Genomic DNA, 19,774 nt, shown 5'->3' with positions numbered 1-19,774 from the left:
ATTGAATATTCATAATAAAAATTAAAATAAATCATCTGCCAGTGCTTGCGTTTCAGTATCTTTTTCACTTTGATAGTCTGGCGTAATTGTTAATGTTTCTATTTGTTCAAATGCTTCCTGTACAAGTGGTTCAAAATCATACACTGTTTCAAATTTTTCCACCTTTTCAATATCTGGCTCCGTCACAGGATTTTTAGGTGTAAAGATTGTACAACAGTCTTCATATGGTTGGATAGATACGTCAAATGTGCCAATTTCTTTAGCTTTCTTCACAATGTCTTCTTTATCTAATGTTAAAAGCGGTCGTAAAATTGGTGTAGACGTCACATGATTGATAGCATACATACTCTTAAGGGTTTGACTTGCAACCTGCCCTAAATTCTCTCCATTTACTATGGCATGTCCTTCAATATCATGCACAAGCTTGTCCGCTACTCTCATCATCATTCTACGTGTTGAAGTCATCGTATAACGCTCATGTACCACTTTGTTAATTTGTTTTTGTAAAGCAGTGAATGGCACGATATGCAATTTTATAGGGCCTACATGAGTGGACATGATTCTTGTAAGTTCAATTACTTTATCCTTAGCCTTTTCACTTGTAAATGGTGGACTATGAAAATGAATGGCTTCTACAGTAACACCTCTTCTCATAACTTCAATACCAGCTACTGGAGAATCTATACCTCCAGATAACATAAGTAATGTCTTACCGCCTGTACCGACTGGTAATCCACCAGATCCAGCAATTACTTTATCATATACATAAATAGCGTCTAATCGAACCTCTACTTTAATCGTATGGTTCGGGTTATGTACGTCTACTGTTAGGTTATCAGTAGCGTTTAACACTGTACCACCGAGTTCTTTTTGCAATTGATAGGTATCAAACGGAAAATTTTTATCTGAACGTTTGACATCAATCTTAAATGTATCTCCATGTGCATAACCTTGTGCAAATTTTACTGCTATATCACGTACTGCTTCCATTGTTTTATCAATTTTCAATACAGGACTGATAGAATAAATACCAAATACTTTTTCTAGTCGACGACACATTTCTTCAATATCTGCACCTTCATACAATTCAATGTACATTCTATCTCTATTGGCTTTGACGTTATATCCTTGCAGTGGCATTAATGCACGCTTGACATTCGAACGTAATTTATTAACAAACATTTTACGGTTAGCACCTTTTAAAGTCAACTCACCATATCTCACTAAAATGTGATCATAAATCATATTAACAACTCCTTCACTTCTTCATATACAAGCTTAAATTTCACTTTAAAATCACGGATATCTTCAGCGGTAGTGTTGGCACCCATCGATATTCTAATACTGCCTTCTATTTGCTTTTTTGGAATATCCATTGCTAAAAGTACCTCGTTCAATGAAGCTTTTTTGGATGAACACGCACTTGTAGTAGAAAGCATAATATCATTTTTTGAAAATGCATTTACTAAAACCTCGCCTTTCACACCCGGAAAGCCAATATTCAAAATATGTGGTGATGCACCGTTAGGAGAATTAACTTTCACTCCAGTAAATCCACTTAAAAATCTTATAATTTCCTGATTGAACTCACTTAGTTTTTCATACAGTTGCGTACTTTCTTTAGCAGCGACTTTCAAAGCCTTTACGATAGCTATATCAATAGGAAGATTGACTGTGCCACTTCTAAGTCCATACTCTTGACCGCCACCATGCACAATGGGCTCAATTTGGTGTAAATTACGAACAAATAAAAGACCTTGGCCTTTTAAGCCATGAAATTTATGGCCGCTTAAACTCAGTGTGTCAGCAGCTTCAAAATTCAAAGCAATTTTACCTATTGCTTGTACTGCATCGACATGTAAATGTGCTTTAGGGTATTGATGAACAATTTTTGACACTGCTTCGACAGGTTGAATTTGTCCCATAATATTATTGACATGCATACAAGTCACGAGTGCTACATTGTCTGACATTAACGATTCCAAATGTTCTAAATCAATTTGTCCATCTTTTGTAATATTTACATATCTTATTTCGAACCCTTCAGTTTCCAGCGAACGTACCACCTCTAAAACAGAAGGATGTTCTAAAACAGAGGTGATTATGACATTTGCAAATGCCTTTTTCTTGTAAGCAATTCCTTTAATTGCAATATTATTCGATTCAGTTGCACCACTTGTAAATACAATATCAAAATCTTTTTCTAATTTAAATAGCGCTTTGATTTGATCTTTTGATTGTTGTAATAACTGCTCTGCTTGTATACCTGCTTTATGTGGACTATTTGGATTAAAATATAACGACTCATTTACTTTTAAATAGGTATCTAATACGTCTTGTCTTGGTTTTGTTGTCGCTGCATTATCAAGATAAATCAATATTTTCACTCCAATTGTATATCATTTTATATTTTTAAACGTTTCATATTTATATTTTATATCAACATTTTATTTCATATTTTAAAGTTTCCCTTTTAGCATTATACTCGCTTTTATTAAAAAGAAAAGAGAGTTAAAATAGAAATTGGTTTTTAAAATATAATTTCTTCATCACTATCGAAATAAATTTTTGAATGACCATTAAATATTAATAATCTATTAATGCGAACTTCTACGTCCAACAAATTTTTTGAGGCTGGAACATAAAAATGTTCCAGCCTCAAAAAAGATTACTGTTATTTAATTGATAACTTGTGATTCAATTTGTTTTGTAACGCCTGGTTCTACACTTTCAAGCGCTTGTTCAGATATTTCAATTGATCGTTTATAACGATTGTTTTTAAATAAACGTTCCGCTTCGTTAAGACTTTTATCAATATTTGAACTTTCTTTACGATAACGGTTACCGTATTCGATCAATTTTTCAGCATAAACTGCATTAACGAGGACATCTGTAGCTTCATCTTCAAATTTATTCATTTGTAAGACTACTTTAGATACTTTATCTTTAAGTTGTTTTACATGAATCGGTCTTACACTGAATTTTTTATTTACTTCACGCACTTCGTAATCTATTTCATTTTTCATAATGATGAATCTTTCAGGTACACTTGGTAAATTTGATGCCAAGAGTTTTCTATAAACTTCTTCTTTTTTACTTTGTACACGCAAGATATTTTCCTCTGCTTCTGCTTCATCTTCGCGAAGTTGAATTAAATGATTTTGTAATTTTTCCTGTTTTTCATTGATAACATCAACATGTTCTGCGATATATTTCAAGTTATCTTGAACTTCGCTATATCTTACAGCTGACTTTGCCATTTCTTGTAGAATTTCATCATAAACTGAAATCATACTCTGAATTTCATTTTCAAACTGTCTGACGTTTTGAACATCACTTTCATTTATATAATAATTTTCACGCACATATTCAATTTCAGTTTGTAATGTATAATTCATTTCTTTAGCTCTAAATAAATTATCTGTGATGACTTCTTTTGTTTCTTCTACTTCATTTTTTGCTTTCACTTCATGTTCGATTAATTCATACATTTCATCTAGACGATCATTGATACTATTTAATTTATCATTTGCTTCGTCTAATTCTAATCTACTAATCATCGGTTCTACGAAACTCAATTCTGTTTTAAGCGTCTGTAATGAGCTATCAATTTTGACATGGTCTAAATCATAACCCTCGACCTTCAAATCGCGACAACCATATTTTAAATCTTGGAATTGACCTGGTAATTCCTTTTGTGCTTCTCTAATTAATTCAGGAATTTCATCCATATCTTTTTTAAGATAATTCATATCTTCATTAAGTGTTTTGATGTGATCATACGCTTGGTTATAATTGCCGTCTTCTTTTAGTGTTTCGTATGTTTCCATCTCTGGAACAAAAGTTTCAATTTCTTGTTCTAATGGAGCAGCCGCTTCACCGAATTGATGTCTATTGGCTAACACATCACGCTTCATTTCACGATAATCCACCTTACATTCTTCATATAGGTGGTCACTTTCTTTATGTAGATTTAAAATGTTTTCAATATTTGAATTAAGTTCGTTGTAGTTTTCTTCATATTTATCCATTAGTTCATGAGCTTCATCAATCTCAGTTTGAGCTTGTGAAAACTTAAATTTATCAAGTAATCCTTCCGCTTGATGAATTTTTTCTTCTACTGGCAATAAATATTGATTTTTACTATCTAATGCATTTTGTTTTAAACTGTTATAAGTCGTTTTTGTTTCCCCAGTTAAAGTTAGCTCAGATAATTGAGATAGACTTTCATCATAGGGTAATTGTTCTACTTTTGATTTACGCGTTTCAGCCTTTTCAATCATTTGACTTTTGTTGGAACGCATATAGAATAATATACCGACAATAATCAGTATAATGACAATAATTGCTAAAATGACATACAATACCATATGTTTTCTCCTCCTATTTTATCACTATTCATTATAACGTAAGATACCTACCCATTAAAGAGAAAATGAGTGAATCATCTCAATTATTTAAAATTAATCATAAGTTCATTCTCACCTAAATCATATGTATAACGATATTTTGAAAAACTTCTAAAATCTATTGATTGATTACTATTAAAACAGTCTTTATAATAAATGAAAAGTAAAAAGTGAGGTTTTTTATGCTAGAGGTCACTGAAACAAATTATGATTTATTACAAAAACAAGTTGCAGGTTTAATTGAAGATGAGTCAAATATGATTGCTATCCTAAGCAATGTATCTGCATTATTAAATGACTCAATAGATCAAATTAACTGGATTGGCTTTTATTTAATAGAAGATAACGAATTGATTCTCGGACCATTTCAAGGACATCCTGCTTGTGTACATATCGCAATTGGTAAAGGGGTATGTGGTACTGCTGTTGCCCAAGATAAAACACAATTAGTAGAAGACGTCAATGCATTTCCTGGTCATATTGCCTGCGATGCTAACAGTAAATCTGAAATTGTAGTACCTATTCATAAGGATAATAATGTAATAGGTGTTTTAGATATAGATGCACCAATCACAAATCGTTTTAATAATGAAGATAAACAAGGATTAGAAGCGATTGTAAAAATCATTGAACAACAATTATCATAAATTTTATGTTTAGCTGTCACAAACAAACGCAAAGTCGACTATTGACAGATTAATATATCATGGTACAATGTTCTTTGTGTGAATAAACGAAATTAGCAGTTGTATATTAATTGGCGCTATGTTGTTCCCAAAGTGGGCGTGCCGTGTAACCGTAGCTATGAGGCGAGGACACATAAAACAATATATCCAATTAAGCATGCAACACTCTTTTTTGTTTTTTCATAACAATAAAAGAGAAAAAGGAGGAGTCAATTTATGGCTCGATTCAGAGGTTCAAACTGGAAAAAATCTCGTCGCTTAGGTATTTCTTTAAGTGGCACAGGTAAAGAATTAGAAAAACGTCCATACGCACCAGGACAACATGGTCCTAATCAACGTAAAAAAATGTCAGAGTATGGTTTACAATTACGTGAGAAACAAAAATTACGTTATTTATATGGCATGACTGAAAGACAATTCCGTAACACATTCGAAATCGCTGGTAACCAACATGGTGTACACGGTGAAAACTTCATGCAATTACTTGCTGCACGTTTAGATGCAGTTGTATATTCATTAGGTTTAGCTCGTACACGTCGTCAAGCACGTCAAATCGTTAACCACGGTCATATCGAAGTTGATGGTAAACGTGTTGACATTCCGTCATACACACTTAAACCTGGTCAAGAAGTTTCAGTACGTGAAAAATCTGCTAAATTAGATATCATTGCTGAATCTGTTGAAATCAACAACTTTGTACCTGATTACTTAGAATTTGATGCAGATAACTTAAAAGGTAAATTCATTCGTATTCCTGAACGTAGTGAATTACCAGCTGAAATCAATGAACAACTTATCGTTGAGTACTACTCAAGATAATAAGTTTCATACTCAAACACCGACAAATTTTTTGTCGGTGTTTTTTTATTTCTCCATGCTAATTTATATGCAATGAGTCATTATGCTATCATTTCAGTGCTAAAGCTTAATAAATTTCGCTATATTAAAAGTTTTTTTTATGTTTGCCACTGATTCAATCAATGTTAAAGAAAGATATAACATCTCCTCTCTACGCCCCTTCAATTTTACTTTTTACTTCACTTTGTTTATATTTAGTAAAAAGGAGTGTTATCATTGAAAATCAGAGCTTTAGAAGAAACAGATTTAGACTTTGTACATCATTTGAATAATGAATATTCCATTATGTCTTATTGGTTTGAAGAACCATATCAATCTCTAAGTGAATTACAATCACTCTACAAAAAACATCTATTAGATGAATCTGAAAGAAGATTTATTATCGAAAATGATTCTGAACGTATCGGAGTCGTTGAATTAGTAGAAATTGATTTTATACATAGCAATTGTGAAATTCAAATTATCGTGGATGAAGGATATGGTGGTAAAGGATATGCCTCACAAGCATTTAAAATGGCTATAGATTATGCTTTTTTAGTGTTAAATCTTCATAAAATATATTTATTTGTAGACGTTACGAACGAAAAAGCTGTACATATTTACCAAAAACAAAACTTTAAAATCGAAGGTACCTTACAAGAACATTTCTATACACGAGGAAAATATAATGATTGCCATGTAATGGGGCTTTTGAAAGATGATTGGATTAAACAACAAAAATAAACGTATAAACCGCCACTTCTCACTTTTTGAGTTAGTGGCGGTTATGCATGTGCTTTAGCTCAACTAATCCTGAAAACTAAGCTATCTTCCCTTGTCAGACTGAATGTAAAAATTACTTCGATGTCTATACCCTGTCAATTTTGACAATATATTCCAATTTAAATCTATACATTAACAGAGCGGATAAAGTGACACCACAAACTTTTATTTAAAACTAATCATTGGCTTAACAAAATAAACGATGTGGCTTGTCAGAAATAAGACCATCGACACCAATACGGATCAGTTTTATCGCTTGGCTTTTTTCATTAACGGTATAAGGCATTACTTTCAATCCATAGTCATGTGCCTTCTTCATAAACGCTTCCGTCACTAATGAATAGTGCGGATTAACATAGTCAGCATATTCAGCTATTTTTTTAAAAGATGGCATTTTATACCAATATCGTTTTTTGCTAATTAAAACACCTAATCGATAACCATAATGTTGCAGATATAGTTGTTTTATAAAATTTTGATCAAATGATTGAATAATCACTTGATTTTTATTTAGCTCATATTGATTTAGTTTATCTATTAAATCATTTTCAATACCAGGATAATTTTTAGGTTGTTTCATTTCTATTAATAATAACTGAGGCGATGATTTGATTAATGTTAGTACTTCATCTAATGTCGGCAATGTTTGTTTTGTATATCTTGGATTACTATTTATACCATAATCAAATCTTCTTAAATCATAAAGTGTTTGTTCTTTAACTTTTCCACTACCATCGGATGTTCTGTCAATAGAATCATCATGTAACATAACTAACTGACCATCCCGCGTTTTATGTAAATCTATCTCTAACATATCTGCATTACTTTGAAGGGCAGCTTGAATTGCAATGATAGTATTTTCTGGATAGTCCATTGCCAAGCCACGATGTGCAACTAACATTATGTGATGGTCTTCGAATTCAAATGACATAAAAAGTGTCCTCCCCTTTCAATATTAAGTAGAATCATCTAAACTTAAGTTATCATAAAAACATTGGAGGTCAAAGCAATGGTCCAACATCAATTTAAAGTAACTACAAAATGGGCAGATGGGCGTGAATCAGTCGGTAAATTATCAGGTGATATTTTAGATGAACAAATATCTATCCCAGCAGGTCTGGGTGGAAATGGAACTGGTACGAATCCTGATGAATTACTAGTTTCAGCAGCATCGTCTTGTTATATCATTTCCCTTGCAGCTGTATTAGAACGCTCAGGTTTTACACAGATAGATATCCAACAATCAACAATTGGATTTGCTATATTTGAAAATGCTAAATTTAAAATGGACACGATTACACATTATCCTGAAATAAAAGTGGATACAACTCAGAAAGAACAATTAAAAAAGAAATTACCAAAGTTACTAAAGATTGCAGACAATAATTGTATGATTTCAAATTCTATAAGAGGCAATGTCGACGTCAAAATAGAGCCTATACTAAAATAATTTTGCAATCATTTTATGTATGACGGAATATGATTATAATAACAATGTATGCCCTTACATATTATTTGAAATTTGAATATATTAAATAATTCTAAATTTTTACACTTTTATATTTTCTGAAAATTTGCTAAACTTGACAATCATAAGCATTGGGGGAATTACACATGAAATATTATCATCCTTTGTTACTTACACCAGGACCTACACCTGTACCAGAACATATATTACACGCTACACAATTACCAATGGTCGGACATCGATCAAGTGATTTTGAAACAATCGCAGAACAAGCTTTTAAATCACTTAAACCTATCTTTGGTTCTAAAAATGAGGTTATGATACTTACTTCAAGTGGTACAAGCGTACTTGAAGCAAGTATGCTAAATATAGCAAACCCAGATGATGACATTGTTATTATTGTTTCTGGTGCATTTGGCAATAGATTTAAACAAATAGCAGAGACTTATTACGATAATGTACATATATTTGAAGTTGAATGGGGTCAAGCAGTTAATGTTCCTGATTTTATCAACTTCTTAAAATCTTTAAACACTGATATCACAGCAGTCTTCAGCCAATATTGTGAAACTTCTACAGCTGTATTACATCCTATACATGAACTAGGTAAAGCATTAAGCGACTTTGATTCATCGATTTATTTTGTTGTTGATGGAGTCAGCTGCATTGGAGCTGTTGATGTAGATTTAGACCGTGATTATATCGATGTCCTTGTTTCAGGTAGTCAAAAGGCAATTATGCTGCCACCTGGTCTTGGATTTGTAGCTTATAATAATCGTGCAAAAGAGCGATTTAACGAAGTAGTAACGCCTAGATTTTATTTAGATTTAAATAAATATTTAAAATCATTGTCTGAGCATTCAACACCTTTCACACCTAATGTTTCTTTATTTAGAGGTGTGAACGCATACGCCGAACTAATCAATGCAGAAGGATTAAATCAAGTTGTAGCAAGACACTATGCGATAAGAGATGGATTAAGACAAGCATTGAGAGCATTAGATTTGGAGTTATTGGTCCAAGATGCTTATGCATCTCCTACTGTCACTGCGTTTATTCCAAAATCTAAAGATGAACTGAACTATATTAAAAATGAATTAAAAAATAGATTTGCCATTACAATTGCTGGTGGTCAAGGTCATTTAAAAGGCCAAATATTACGTATCGGCCACATGGGTCAAATATCACCATTTGATATTTTACAAGTTGTATCAGCTTTAGAAATACTATTGTCAGAATTTAGAAATGAATCTTATGTTGGAAAAGCTATCACACAATATATGGAGGTCGTAAAAGCGTATGTATAAAATTTTAGTTTCAGATCCAATTTCACCAGATGGTTTAAAAAATTTAACAGATCATAGCGATTTTAATGTCGACATTCAAACTGATTTGAATGAAACAGAATTAGCTGAAATTATTCCTAACTATGAGGGGCTAATTGTACGAAGCCAAACCCAAGTTACATCTAATATCATTGCTGCTGCACCAAACTTAAAAGTCATCGCACGTGCAGGCGTTGGTGTGGATAATATTGATGTAGAGGCTGCTACTAAGCATGGTGTTATCGTTATTAATGCACCTGACGGGAATACAATTTCTGCTACAGAACATTCAATGGCAATGATTTTATCCATGGCACGTAACGTCCCTCAAGCCCACCAATCATTAAAAAACGGAAAATGGGATCGTAAAGCGTATAGAGGAACTGAACTTTATAACAAAACATTAGGTGTCATTGGTGCTGGGAGAATTGGAATTGGTGTAGCAAAACGTGCACAAAGTTTTGGCATGAACATACTTGCTTTTGATCCTTATCTGTCAGAAGACAAAGCTAAAGAACTTAATGTAACTCGTGCTACAGTTGATGAAATTGCTGAACAAGCAGATTTTGTAACAGTGCATACCCCACTAACACCAAAAACAAGAGGTATTGTAGATAAAGCATTTTTTGAAAAAGCAAAACCGACCCTTCAAATTATCAATGTTGCGCGCGGAGGTATCATTGATGAAGATGCGCTTGTCGAAGCATTAGATACTGATCAAATTCAAGGTGCTGCAATTGATGTATTTGAAAGCGGACCTGCAACTGAATCACCACTTGTTGCGCATGACAAAATAATTGTCACACCACACTTAGGTGCATCTACTGTTGAAGCACAAGAAAAAGTTGCAGTTTCTGTTGCCAATGAAATCATAGACATATTTGAACATGGTAATGTCGTTAATGCAATTAACGCACCAAAAATGTCCTTCAATGAAATTAATGATGAATTAAAGCCGTATATTGAATTAAGTAAATTAACTGGTGAAGTAGGTATTCAATTATTGGAAAAAGCCCCTCGTGAGTTACAAATTAAATATAAAGGGGATATCGCACTTGATGATACAAGTTTACTTACGAGAACTCTTGTATCAGGTGTATTACGCCAAGATTTAGCGGAACGTGTCAATTTAATAAATGCCTTAGTGTTACTAAATGAGCAAGGTGTATCATATAATATTGAAAAAGATACCAAACATCGTGGATTTAGTAATTATATTGAATTAACTTTAATTAATAAAGACACACAAATTAAAATTGGTGCCACTGTACTAAATGGCTATGGCCCAAGAATCGTACGTATTAATGAATACCCTGTTGATTTCAAACCCGAAAAGCATCAACTGGTTATCAATCATAACGATAGACCAGGTATCGTAGGACATACAGGTCAAATATTAGGCGAATACAATATTAATATCGCTTCTATGCATTTAGGACGCACAAACCAAGGTGGTAATGCGTTGATGATTTTATCGATTGATCATCCTGTAACACAAGATGTAATCGATGCTTTGTATGAAATTGAAGGATTTAATCTAATAAGAAGTGTAGAGTTAGATGTTGCAGTAAGTGAAAATTATAATATTTAACAATAATAAGCTGAAAGGACAACAAAACGATTGTTCTTTCAGCTTTATTTATCTAAATACTTTTAATCCAAACTTTTATTAACCGCCCTATTCATTTTAATATTAACGAGTTTAGGAGATAAATCCCCATTCTCAAAATTAGAGGACCAATCCTTAATATGAATTGGTCCTCTTTATATTTAAAATCTTACGATTTTGACTGTGCATGCTTGCCTGGGATATGGCTCGAGCCTGTAGTCTCTCGTTCATATCTTTCCCCTAGGCGTCAGCACAATGCAAAATCGTTTGGAATATTTCTCAAGAAACTAAAACAAAGACTCATTTCAAACAATTCATTAATCCTAATAAATTAATGATGTTCTTATTTTATAAAGTTAATAACATAGTTAGTTTGAAATTATAAATAATAAAAATTTGGTCCTTTTTATATGGATTACTTACGATTTTGATTGTGCATGCTTGCCTGGGGATATGGCTCGAGCCTGTAGTCTCTCGCTCATATCATTTTCCCGGGCGTCAGCACAATGCAAAACCTCTATATATGATGTGTCACGACATGTGAATGAAAGCGTTGAAACAATCCTCGAAATTGTACTCGATAAATTCAAATTCATCGTGATGCTACTCACATCATCCAAAATGTTTATATATGCGTTTTAGTTCAGCTCAACCTTGTAACTCATTCATCGTAATCATCTTTATCAAGATGTAATTATATACGTTAATATTTTTATATTCCTCAATCGTCAACATTTGTATTATAATAAAATATCTCGAATTTCACCTACATGATTAACGATATATTCAGCATCATAACTTTCTAATTCCTCACGTGCATTTTGACCTTTCAAACCTGTTAAAGGACCGATAAAAGTTGCACCTATCTTTTTCGCACTTAATAAATCAGCTAATGAATCACCAACAATAAATACTTCATCTGGATTTACACGATTTTCTTGATTTGTCGCATATTTTTTATAATGTTCCAAAATATTACCATCAAGCGTAGCTAAATAGCTAAACGGATTTGGTTTCCCTAGCGGCTTTAATTCAGGAAAATGCTCTTCTGCATTCAATACGTCACTGGCTGTTACAATATGTAAATCATCAAACAAAGATTTAATGCCTAGTGTCTCAAATGGAACAATTGTCTCAGTTCGTGGTCGACCTGTTGCAATCGCAATTTGGTAACCAGCCTCTTTCAAATCTACCAACAATTGCTTGATTTCACTGACAGGTCTGAGCACTACCTCTTGATATATATAGCCCTTTTTAAAGTCAGTGCGTTGTTGTTTCTGTTCTACTTCATGATACAATTGGCAACCTAAATACCATTCCTGATAAATTTCTTGTGCTAGCGTCCAGAATGGACTTTTCAACTCAAATAATTCAGCATCTTCTGTATTTAACTGTACTTTTGCATGTTCAATTAACGCTTGATATATATTTTCTTTACCAGAACTTAAACCATCTAAAAATGAAAGTGGTAATTCAAAATTAAGCTCAATATTTGAAATATGATCAACGAGAAATTGTAGCGTTTGTTCACTAAAACTTTCACTATTCAATGCAATAGATAATTCCTCTTGAGAAAGTGATTTACATAAATCAATGTAATGTAATGCAATAACGATAAATAACATATCCCAGTTTGAATTCAAACCTAAAGATTTTAACTTTGTTAAAATTTCATCATGGTAGAAGACAATATCTCTTATTTCAGAAATTTGCTCATCATCCAGTTCATGAAAATCTATAGACGGGTCAATACCAATATAATCTTTACTCATTAACATTTCATAAACAGTTAATGCAGATACATCAAAGCACCTTTCTTCACTTAAAAACACACCATCAACATCAAATAATACCGACTTCATCTTAGTTCCTCTCCTTTAATCAGAAAATTCTGATACTAGTATATCGTACTATTTACATATGAAAAGAGCAATGTATTTCCAAAAGATATATATAGAAAAATATTATTAATTTCATAGAATTAATTTGAAAATAAAATCACGCTTGAAAATGAAACGATAACATGTACTTATCGCTTATTTCCAAACGTGATTTTATGAATTGTTATATTTTTATAGTAAATCTTTCAAAGGTTGCTATCTAATTATGATCTTCTAATTGTGTTTCCATTTCATCTGCTACTTGTTGTACTTGCGTACCAATAATAACTTGGGTGTTATGCTTACCACTTGTTGTAACACCTACTGCACCAGCAGCTTTTATCTTAGTTTCATCAATGATACTATTATCATTAAGTTCCATACGTAATCGTGTAGCACAGTTTGTTAAAGAAGTAATGTTTTCTTTGCCACCAAGACCTTCTAAAATTTGACTAGCCGTTTTTGAATACTTATTTGTCTGTAATTCCCTTTCAGACTCATCTGAATCTGCAGTGTCACCTGTTGTAGCTTCTTCTGATGTCGGATCAGGTAGTAAGTTATCGCCACGACCAGGTGTATTTAGTTTCAACCATTTTATCGCTAATCTAAATACAACATAATAAATAACAAAGAACACTACACCTTGAACCATCAACATCAGTGGATGATTTGCTACTGGATTAATCAGAGATAGTAAAAAGTCAATTAATCCTGCACTAAATGAGAACCCTGCTGTCCAGTGGAATAGCGCTGCAATAAACAGAGATAAACCAGTTAATAGTGCATGAATGACAAATAGTATTGGTGCTACAAACATAAATGAAAATTCGATTGGCTCAGTCACGCCAACGAAAAATGCTGATATCGCTCCACCAAACATTAAGCCATAAACTCTTTTTTTCTGTTTTGTCTCAGCAGTATGATACATCGCTAATGCTGCTGCTGGAATCCCAAACATCATTACTGGGAAGAAACCAGCCATATAGCGTCCTGTAATACCTTGAACGGCACCATCACCCGTTTGGAATTTAGCGATATCATTAATACCTGCTAAATCAAACCAGAACACTGTATTCAATGCATGGTGCAGTCCAGTAGGTATTAACAAACGGTTGAAAAAGCCATATAAAAATGCGCCACCAGGACCTAAATCTAATATCCATGTTCCAAATGCAACAATTGCTGAGTACACAATCGGCCAAACAAACAACATAATAACTGCTATAAATATACTAAAGAATGCAGTTAAAATAGGTACCAAACGTTTACCACTAAAGAACGATAACGCTGTTGGTAATTCTGTTTTACTAAATCTGTTATACGTATATGCAGCAACTAAACCAATAATCAAACCGATTAAGACGTTTTGATTATTCATTTGTTCGAACGCTTCATTTACTCCTGTTTCTTTTACACCCAATAATGGTGCTAATTTTTCAGGACTAAGCACGACGGTTGTTAAGAAGAAACCAACAGCTGCAGCAAGCGCCACTGCTCCGTCATTTTTTTTCGCCATACCTAAAGCGACCCCAATTGCAAATAATATTCCTAGTTGTTCTAGAATCGTTGAGCCTGCTGTAGAAAAGAACGCAGCTATGGTTGGCAAGATACCGAGTGCTGTTAATGCATTACCAATACCAACGATAATTGCTGCTGCTGGCAACACAGCAACTGGCAACATGAGCGATCTTCCCAAACGTTGAAAGAAACTATACATAATCATTCCCCATTTCCCAATAAATTACCCAAAAAATCACCACATGTACAAAATGTCCACGTGGTGAATGAAAGCGTTATACTTGTTGTCATTGTACAATTCCATAATAACACAAGTTCTATAAAATTCGTATATAAAATAAGATTCAAAATGAGTAAAATTAACTATTTATGTGCTGCATACGTATTTAATTCATTTTGTAATTGAATTGTTCTTTTTTCCAATTCTTTTGTTAAATATTCTAATTTCTCGTTTCGCTTCATATCTTTAGGCAAATTTTTTGTTTCAATGGGTTCACCAAATTTAATAATTGATTTGCCTGTGATTAAGCCCTGAATTTTTTGGGGACCAATATATGCCGCTGGTAAAATGGGTGCTTGCGCCATCATAGCGATTGTAACTGCGCCACGTTTCATCGGTGAGCCTTCATCATATTTCATACGATGTCCAGTTGGAAAAATACCCACTGTTTTATTTTCTTTTAATAATTTAATTGGCTTTTTCAACGTGCTTGGTCCAGGGTTTTCTCTGTCAACTGGAAAAGCATTAAGTGAACTTAAAAATCCACAGAACCATTTATTATGAAACAACTCTTTTTTGGCCATATAATGAATTTGGTTGGGATAAATAGCCATACCTAGCATAATGACTTCATTGTAACTTTCGTGGGTACAAGTGACTACGTATCTATGTAATTGAGGGATGTTTTCTTTTCCTTGTACTTCTAATGATTTACTTATTTTACGTAAAATAAAATTTAATATACCACTAACTATTCTATACATTTTTCCACCTACTTTTTTTACCTTATATTACCCTATTGATTCTATCATTTAGTGCATTAATGAACAAGATAATTTATATTTCAGTCTAAAGTTGGATAGTGATATACTAGAAAAAGTTGGACAAACCTTTCATAATAGGTTTTATAGAATAAATCGGAGGTATAATATGTCAGAATTTAACAACGATCAAAATATAAATAATAAACAACCTGACGCGCAAACATCAAATAACACTCAGACGACATTTAGTAAACGAACAAAACCAAAATTCCCTTGGTTTAAAACTGTTCTTGTTGCACTCATAGCTGGTATCATAGGTGCACTCATCGTCTTAGGTATTGGCAAATTGATGGAGAATACTGTTTTAAATGATAATGGTTCAACCGTCAAAGAAGCAAATAATAACAGTAATGCTGGTAATTCATTAGATGGCAAAAATGATAAATATGATTCTGTCAATCAAATGATTACAGATGTATCACCTGCAATTGTCGGTGTCATCAATATGCAAAAAGCACAAAATTTAGATGATTTGCTTAAAGGGAAATCTGCTAAATCTGAAGAAGCTGGCGTAGGTTCTGGTGTGATTTATCAAAAGAATAATGGGTCAGCATATATTGTTACGAATAATCACGTAATTGATGGCGCAAGCGAAATTAAAGTACAATTACATAATTCAAAACAAGTAGATGCCAAATTAATAGGTAAAGATGCACTTACTGATATTGCTGTATTAAAAATTGATGATACCAAAGGTACAAAAGCGATAGATTTTGCCAACTCCTCTAAAGTGAAAACAGGTGACAGTGTATTTGCAATGGGCAACCCACTTGGTTTAGAATTCGCAAATTCTGTAACATCAGGTATCATTTCAGCAAGTGAACGTACAATTGATACGCAAACATCTGCAGGTGCGAACAAAGTAAATGTACTACAAACAGATGCAGCCATTAACCCTGGTAATTCTGGTGGTGCGTTAGTAGATTTAAATGGGAATTTAGTAGGTATAAATTCTATGAAAATAGCGAATGAACAAGTTGAAGGTATTGGTTTCGCTATACCTAGTAACGAAGTGAAAGTTACAATTAAGGAACTCGTTAAAAACGGAAAAATCGATCGCCCTTCTATTGGTATTGGTTTATTAAATTTAAGTGAAATACCAGATGAGTATAAAAAACAATTAAATACGGATAGAAAACAAGGTATATATGTAGCAAAAGTATATGCTGACAGTGGATTAAAAGAAGGTGACATTATTACAAAAATTGATGATGAAAAAGTCAAAGAAGATACAGAACTACGCTCTTATTTATATGAACATAAAAAACCGGGAGATAATGTTAATTTAACAATTGAAAGAAAAGGTAAAACACAAAGTATAGATGTCAAATTAACAGAACAAAAGTCTAATACGAATGACTCATCTAAAGAAGAAGCCGTCCCTTTTAATTAATAAAATGTGATAATATATTAACATAACATGAATCAAAACTTAATCTTAAAATAAAGTCCCACTGCTCAATTTATTGAGTAGTGGGACTTATGCATAAGCTTTAGCTCTAAATTTTTACAATTGGAGTTATCGCTACTAAGAATGGGACAACGAAATCATTTTAATAAAAATTAGATTTCAGTTCCACACCTTTTATATTTCAAAGCTTATGATTAAGTATAACCTTATTTATAATTGATCATAAAGTATTTTTTCTTACCTCTACGCACAATTGTAAATGCATTATCGATTTTATCATCCTCTGACAATTCATAATTTACATCTTGTTGTCTTTCCCCATTTATATAAATCGCACCATTATTTATATCTTCACGTGCTTGTCTCTTAGATGAAGATATGCCAGTTTCAACGATGGCTTCAACAAGGTTCGAAGTCGTGTGGTTTAAGTCAACTTGTGGTACATCTTTAAATCCTTCTTTTAATTCTTTAGCTGAAAGTGATTTCAAATCACCTGAAAATAAAGCTTGTGAAATTCTAATTGCATCATCTAATGCATCTTGGCCATGAATAAATCTAGTAACATTTTCGGCTAATGCTTTTTGTGCTTCTCGTAAATGTGGTGCTTCTTGCAGTGATTTTTCTAAATCATTTATTTCTGCTTTACTTAAAAATGTGAAGTATTTTAAAAATTTAATAACATCTTCATCTGTTGAATTAATCCAAAATTGGTAGAATTCATAAGGACTTGTTTTGTCAGCATCTAACCATACTGCGCCACCTTCTGTTTTACCAAATTTTTTACCATCAGATTTAACTACTAACGGAATCGTCAGACCAAATGCTTCATTTTCTCCATACATACGACGCATGAGTTCAATACCACTAGTGATATTGCCCCATTGGTCTGAACCACCTACTTGAATTTTACAATTGTATGTTTGATTAAGATGTCCGAAATCAATTGCTTGTAAAATTGTGTAAGTAAATTCTGTAAATGAAATGCCGTGTTCTAAACGGGTTTGTATAGAATCTTTGCCCAGCATGTAATTTACACCGACATGTTTACCATAATCACGTAAGAATTCAATCAGTGATATTTGTCCAAGCCAATCTTTATTATTAACTAGTTTTGCACCTTTATTTGTGTCAAATTCAAAAATTTTATGCATTTGTTTACTAATGCCTTGTACATTGGTTTCAACTTGTGCTTCAGTTTGTAATTTTCTTTCTTCTGATTTACCAGATGGGTCGCCTATCATCCCTGTACCGCCGCCAATTAATACAAGTGGTCGATGACCATGCTCTTGAAAGCGACGTAAAGTTAAGAATGGTAATAAATGACCAATGTGTAAACTATCTGCAGTTGGATCGGCACCACAGTATAACGTAACTTGTTCTTTATTTAATAAATTCTCGATACCTGTTTCATCCGTTTGTTGATAAATTAAGCCTCTCCATTTTAATTCTTCAATTAATGCATTTGTCATGATATCAACCTCCTAATTAAATATTGATAAAGTTTTGAATAGGCTTTATTTGCATTACTTATATATATTCAAGAAAAATAATATTAGAAAATGCAAAAAAGCGCCCTTACATATTTATGTAAGGGCGCAAGTGCACGGTACCACCATACTTTAAGTCAAACAACTTTATTAATGATACGTTCATTAACTAAAACGTTTGGATAATTGCGTTATAAAGGTGTATTCATATAAAGATCAACGTTAGTTCACAGCAACCACTAACTCTCTGAGGATGATACAATATATTACTTCTCCTCTATCCAAAAACGATATCGAATTGATATTTATTATATTTAATTCTATTTTAAAAGTCAATAGTCTATCTTATGTTATAATACTGTTTAGCTAAGGAGGACCACTATGGAAAAACAAACGTTTGATACCGACATTCGTGAAGATAAACAACTTACCAGACTGGAACAGTTTGAATTTATTTATAAAAAAATCAAACACTTTTTCGTAGGGTTGTTTTTCATATTTGGCTGTTCTTTGCTTATCTTACTCGCAATATCTGTACTTTATTTTCAAAATTTAACAAAAGAAGCAACACATATGTCAGATAATGAATTAAAACATAAATTATTAAATGTATCTGGTAATGAAGATATTGATTATAAAAGTGACAACATTTTATCAGAATATAACAATTCTATTAATACACTTATTGTTGGTCCAAAACATGTTGATAGCAATGTGATCAAAGCATTAACAGCTTCAGAAGACAGTTTGTTCTTTCGTCATAATGGTATATTACCTAAAGCCGTTTTAAGAGCAATTGGACAGGATATATTTAATTCAATTGATGCTACTGGTGGTAGTACAATTACGCAACAACTTGTTAAAAACCAAGTTTTAACCAATAAAAAAACATATAACCGAAAAGCAAATGAACTGGTACTCTCAATGCGCGCAGAAAAAATACTGACTAAAGACGAAATTTTATATACATATTTAAATATTGTTCCCTTTGGTCGTGATTATAATGGCACAAATATTTCTGGCATTGGTTCAGCTGCTTATAGTATTTTCGGCAAACCTGCCGAGGATTTGAATATTGCTGAATCTGCTTATTTAGTTGGGTTATTACAAAGCCCATACTATTACACACCCTATAATGAAGATGGTTCACTTAAATCTAGCGATCAAATTCAAGTCAGTTTAAATAGACAACATTATGTGTTAAAACGTATGTTAGTAGAAGATGAAATTACCCTTTATGATTATAGACGTGCAGAAAATTATGATATTAAAGCTCATTTAATGACTAAATAAAATTAATCATATACATGTTTTTAA

At 32.6% G+C, this 19,774-nt stretch carries 16 protein-coding genes; 8 read left to right on the top strand and 8 right to left on the bottom strand.

The features are described 5' to 3' along the window. Nucleotides 1-21: 21 nt before the first annotated feature. From thiI to ezrA, 3 genes are all read right to left on the bottom strand, one after another. Nucleotides 22-1,245 (bottom strand): tRNA uracil 4-sulfurtransferase ThiI, encoded by a 1,224-nt coding sequence (thiI, locus tag NST87_RS05650; RefSeq protein ID WP_019468602.1) that lies wholly within the window; start codon nucleotides 1,243-1,245, stop codon nucleotides 22-24. Next, on the bottom strand, nucleotides 1,242-2,378 hold the full coding sequence (locus NST87_RS05645; RefSeq protein ID WP_340721390.1) for a cysteine desulfurase family protein: 1,137 nt from the start codon (nucleotides 2,376-2,378) through the stop codon (nucleotides 1,242-1,244). The genes thiI and NST87_RS05645 overlap by 4 nt, the downstream gene beginning before the upstream one ends. Nucleotides 2,379-2,678: 300 nt before the next feature. Beyond that, nucleotides 2,679-4,370: a septation ring formation regulator EzrA gene (ezrA, locus tag NST87_RS05640; protein WP_019468600.1), complete on the bottom strand. Its 1,692-nt coding sequence runs from the start codon at nucleotides 4,368-4,370 to the stop codon at nucleotides 2,679-2,681. A gap of 221 nt (nucleotides 4,371-4,591) precedes the next feature. On the opposite strand from ezrA, the gene NST87_RS05635 reads away from it, so the two are divergent. From NST87_RS05635 to NST87_RS05625, 3 genes are all read left to right on the top strand, one after another. After that, nucleotides 4,592-5,056, top strand: coding sequence for a GAF domain-containing protein (locus tag NST87_RS05635; RefSeq protein WP_019468599.1), 465 nt, complete (start codon nucleotides 4,592-4,594; stop codon nucleotides 5,054-5,056). A 255-nt stretch (nucleotides 5,057-5,311) separates the two neighbouring features. Then, complete coding sequence (rpsD, locus tag NST87_RS05630; RefSeq protein ID WP_019468598.1) at nucleotides 5,312-5,914, top strand: 30S ribosomal protein S4; 603 nt, start codon at nucleotides 5,312-5,314, stop codon at nucleotides 5,912-5,914. A 255-nt stretch (nucleotides 5,915-6,169) separates the two neighbouring features. Continuing rightward, nucleotides 6,170-6,676 (top strand): GNAT family N-acetyltransferase, encoded by a 507-nt coding sequence (locus tag NST87_RS05625; RefSeq protein ID WP_019468597.1) that lies wholly within the window; start codon nucleotides 6,170-6,172, stop codon nucleotides 6,674-6,676. Between the two features lie 226 nt (nucleotides 6,677-6,902). On the opposite strand, the gene NST87_RS05620 is transcribed toward NST87_RS05625, so the two are convergent. Continuing rightward, nucleotides 6,903-7,646 (bottom strand): glycerophosphodiester phosphodiesterase, encoded by a 744-nt coding sequence (locus tag NST87_RS05620; protein ID WP_340721387.1) that lies wholly within the window; start codon nucleotides 7,644-7,646, stop codon nucleotides 6,903-6,905. Nucleotides 7,647-7,724: 78 nt separating this feature from the next. On the opposite strand from NST87_RS05620, the gene NST87_RS05615 reads away from it, so the two are divergent. The 3 genes from NST87_RS05615 (at nucleotide 7,725) to serA (ending at nucleotide 11,099) form a co-directional block, all read left to right on the top strand. Further along, complete coding sequence (locus tag NST87_RS05615) at nucleotides 7,725-8,165, top strand: SACOL1771 family peroxiredoxin (RefSeq protein WP_019468595.1); 441 nt, start codon at nucleotides 7,725-7,727, stop codon at nucleotides 8,163-8,165. Between the two features lie 164 nt (nucleotides 8,166-8,329). Next, nucleotides 8,330-9,490, top strand: a complete 1,161-nt coding sequence (locus NST87_RS05610) for a pyridoxal-phosphate-dependent aminotransferase family protein (RefSeq protein WP_019468594.1) — start codon at nucleotides 8,330-8,332, stop codon at nucleotides 9,488-9,490. After that, nucleotides 9,483-11,099: a phosphoglycerate dehydrogenase gene (gene serA / locus NST87_RS05605; RefSeq protein WP_019468593.1), complete on the top strand. Its 1,617-nt coding sequence runs from the start codon at nucleotides 9,483-9,485 to the stop codon at nucleotides 11,097-11,099. Before NST87_RS05610 ends, serA begins: the two co-directional genes overlap by 8 nt. A 758-nt stretch (nucleotides 11,100-11,857) precedes the next feature. Here the strand turns inward: serA and NST87_RS05600 are convergent. The 3 genes from NST87_RS05600 to NST87_RS05590 all read right to left on the bottom strand — a co-directional run bounded on the left by NST87_RS05600 (nucleotide 11,858) and on the right by NST87_RS05590 (nucleotide 15,499). Beyond that, the gene (locus NST87_RS05600; protein ID WP_019467749.1) at nucleotides 11,858-12,979 is read right to left on the bottom strand and encodes an HAD family hydrolase; all 1,122 of its coding nucleotides are present in this window, start codon (nucleotides 12,977-12,979) and stop codon (nucleotides 11,858-11,860) included. Between the two features lie 238 nt (nucleotides 12,980-13,217). Further along, nucleotides 13,218-14,714 carry an N-acetylglucosamine-specific PTS transporter subunit IIBC gene (nagE, locus tag NST87_RS05595; protein ID WP_040030106.1) on the bottom strand — a complete coding sequence of 499 codons (1,497 nt, stop codon included), beginning with the start codon at nucleotides 14,712-14,714 and terminating at the stop codon, nucleotides 13,218-13,220. A 164-nt stretch (nucleotides 14,715-14,878) separates the two neighbouring features. Next, nucleotides 14,879-15,499, bottom strand: coding sequence for a lysophospholipid acyltransferase family protein (locus NST87_RS05590; protein WP_340721385.1), 621 nt, complete (start codon nucleotides 15,497-15,499; stop codon nucleotides 14,879-14,881). Nucleotides 15,500-15,665: 166 nt separating this feature from the next. On the opposite strand from NST87_RS05590, the gene NST87_RS05585 reads away from it, so the two are divergent. Next, entirely contained in the window at nucleotides 15,666-16,952 is a 1,287-nt protein-coding gene (locus tag NST87_RS05585) for a S1C family serine protease (protein WP_040030105.1), read from the top strand. Between the two features lie 224 nt (nucleotides 16,953-17,176). Here the strand turns inward: NST87_RS05585 and tyrS are convergent, their stop codons facing one another. Beyond that, nucleotides 17,177-18,439 carry a tyrosine--tRNA ligase gene (gene tyrS / locus NST87_RS05580; protein ID WP_019467752.1) on the bottom strand — a complete coding sequence of 421 codons (1,263 nt, stop codon included), beginning with the start codon at nucleotides 18,437-18,439 and terminating at the stop codon, nucleotides 17,177-17,179. Between the two features lie 399 nt (nucleotides 18,440-18,838). On the opposite strand from tyrS, the gene NST87_RS05575 reads away from it, so the two are divergent. Further along, nucleotides 18,839-19,750 carry a biosynthetic peptidoglycan transglycosylase gene (locus NST87_RS05575; RefSeq protein ID WP_019467753.1) on the top strand — a complete coding sequence of 304 codons (912 nt, stop codon included), beginning with the start codon at nucleotides 18,839-18,841 and terminating at the stop codon, nucleotides 19,748-19,750. The last annotated feature ends 24 nt before the right edge of the window (nucleotides 19,751-19,774 follow it).

Origin of the sequence: Staphylococcus sp. FSL W8-0271 (assembly GCF_038006605.1) — a bacterium.
In the GTDB taxonomy this organism is placed as follows: domain Bacteria; phylum Bacillota; class Bacilli; order Staphylococcales; family Staphylococcaceae; genus Staphylococcus; species Staphylococcus cohnii.
This window is presented reverse-complemented; position numbering and strand designations above follow the sequence as displayed.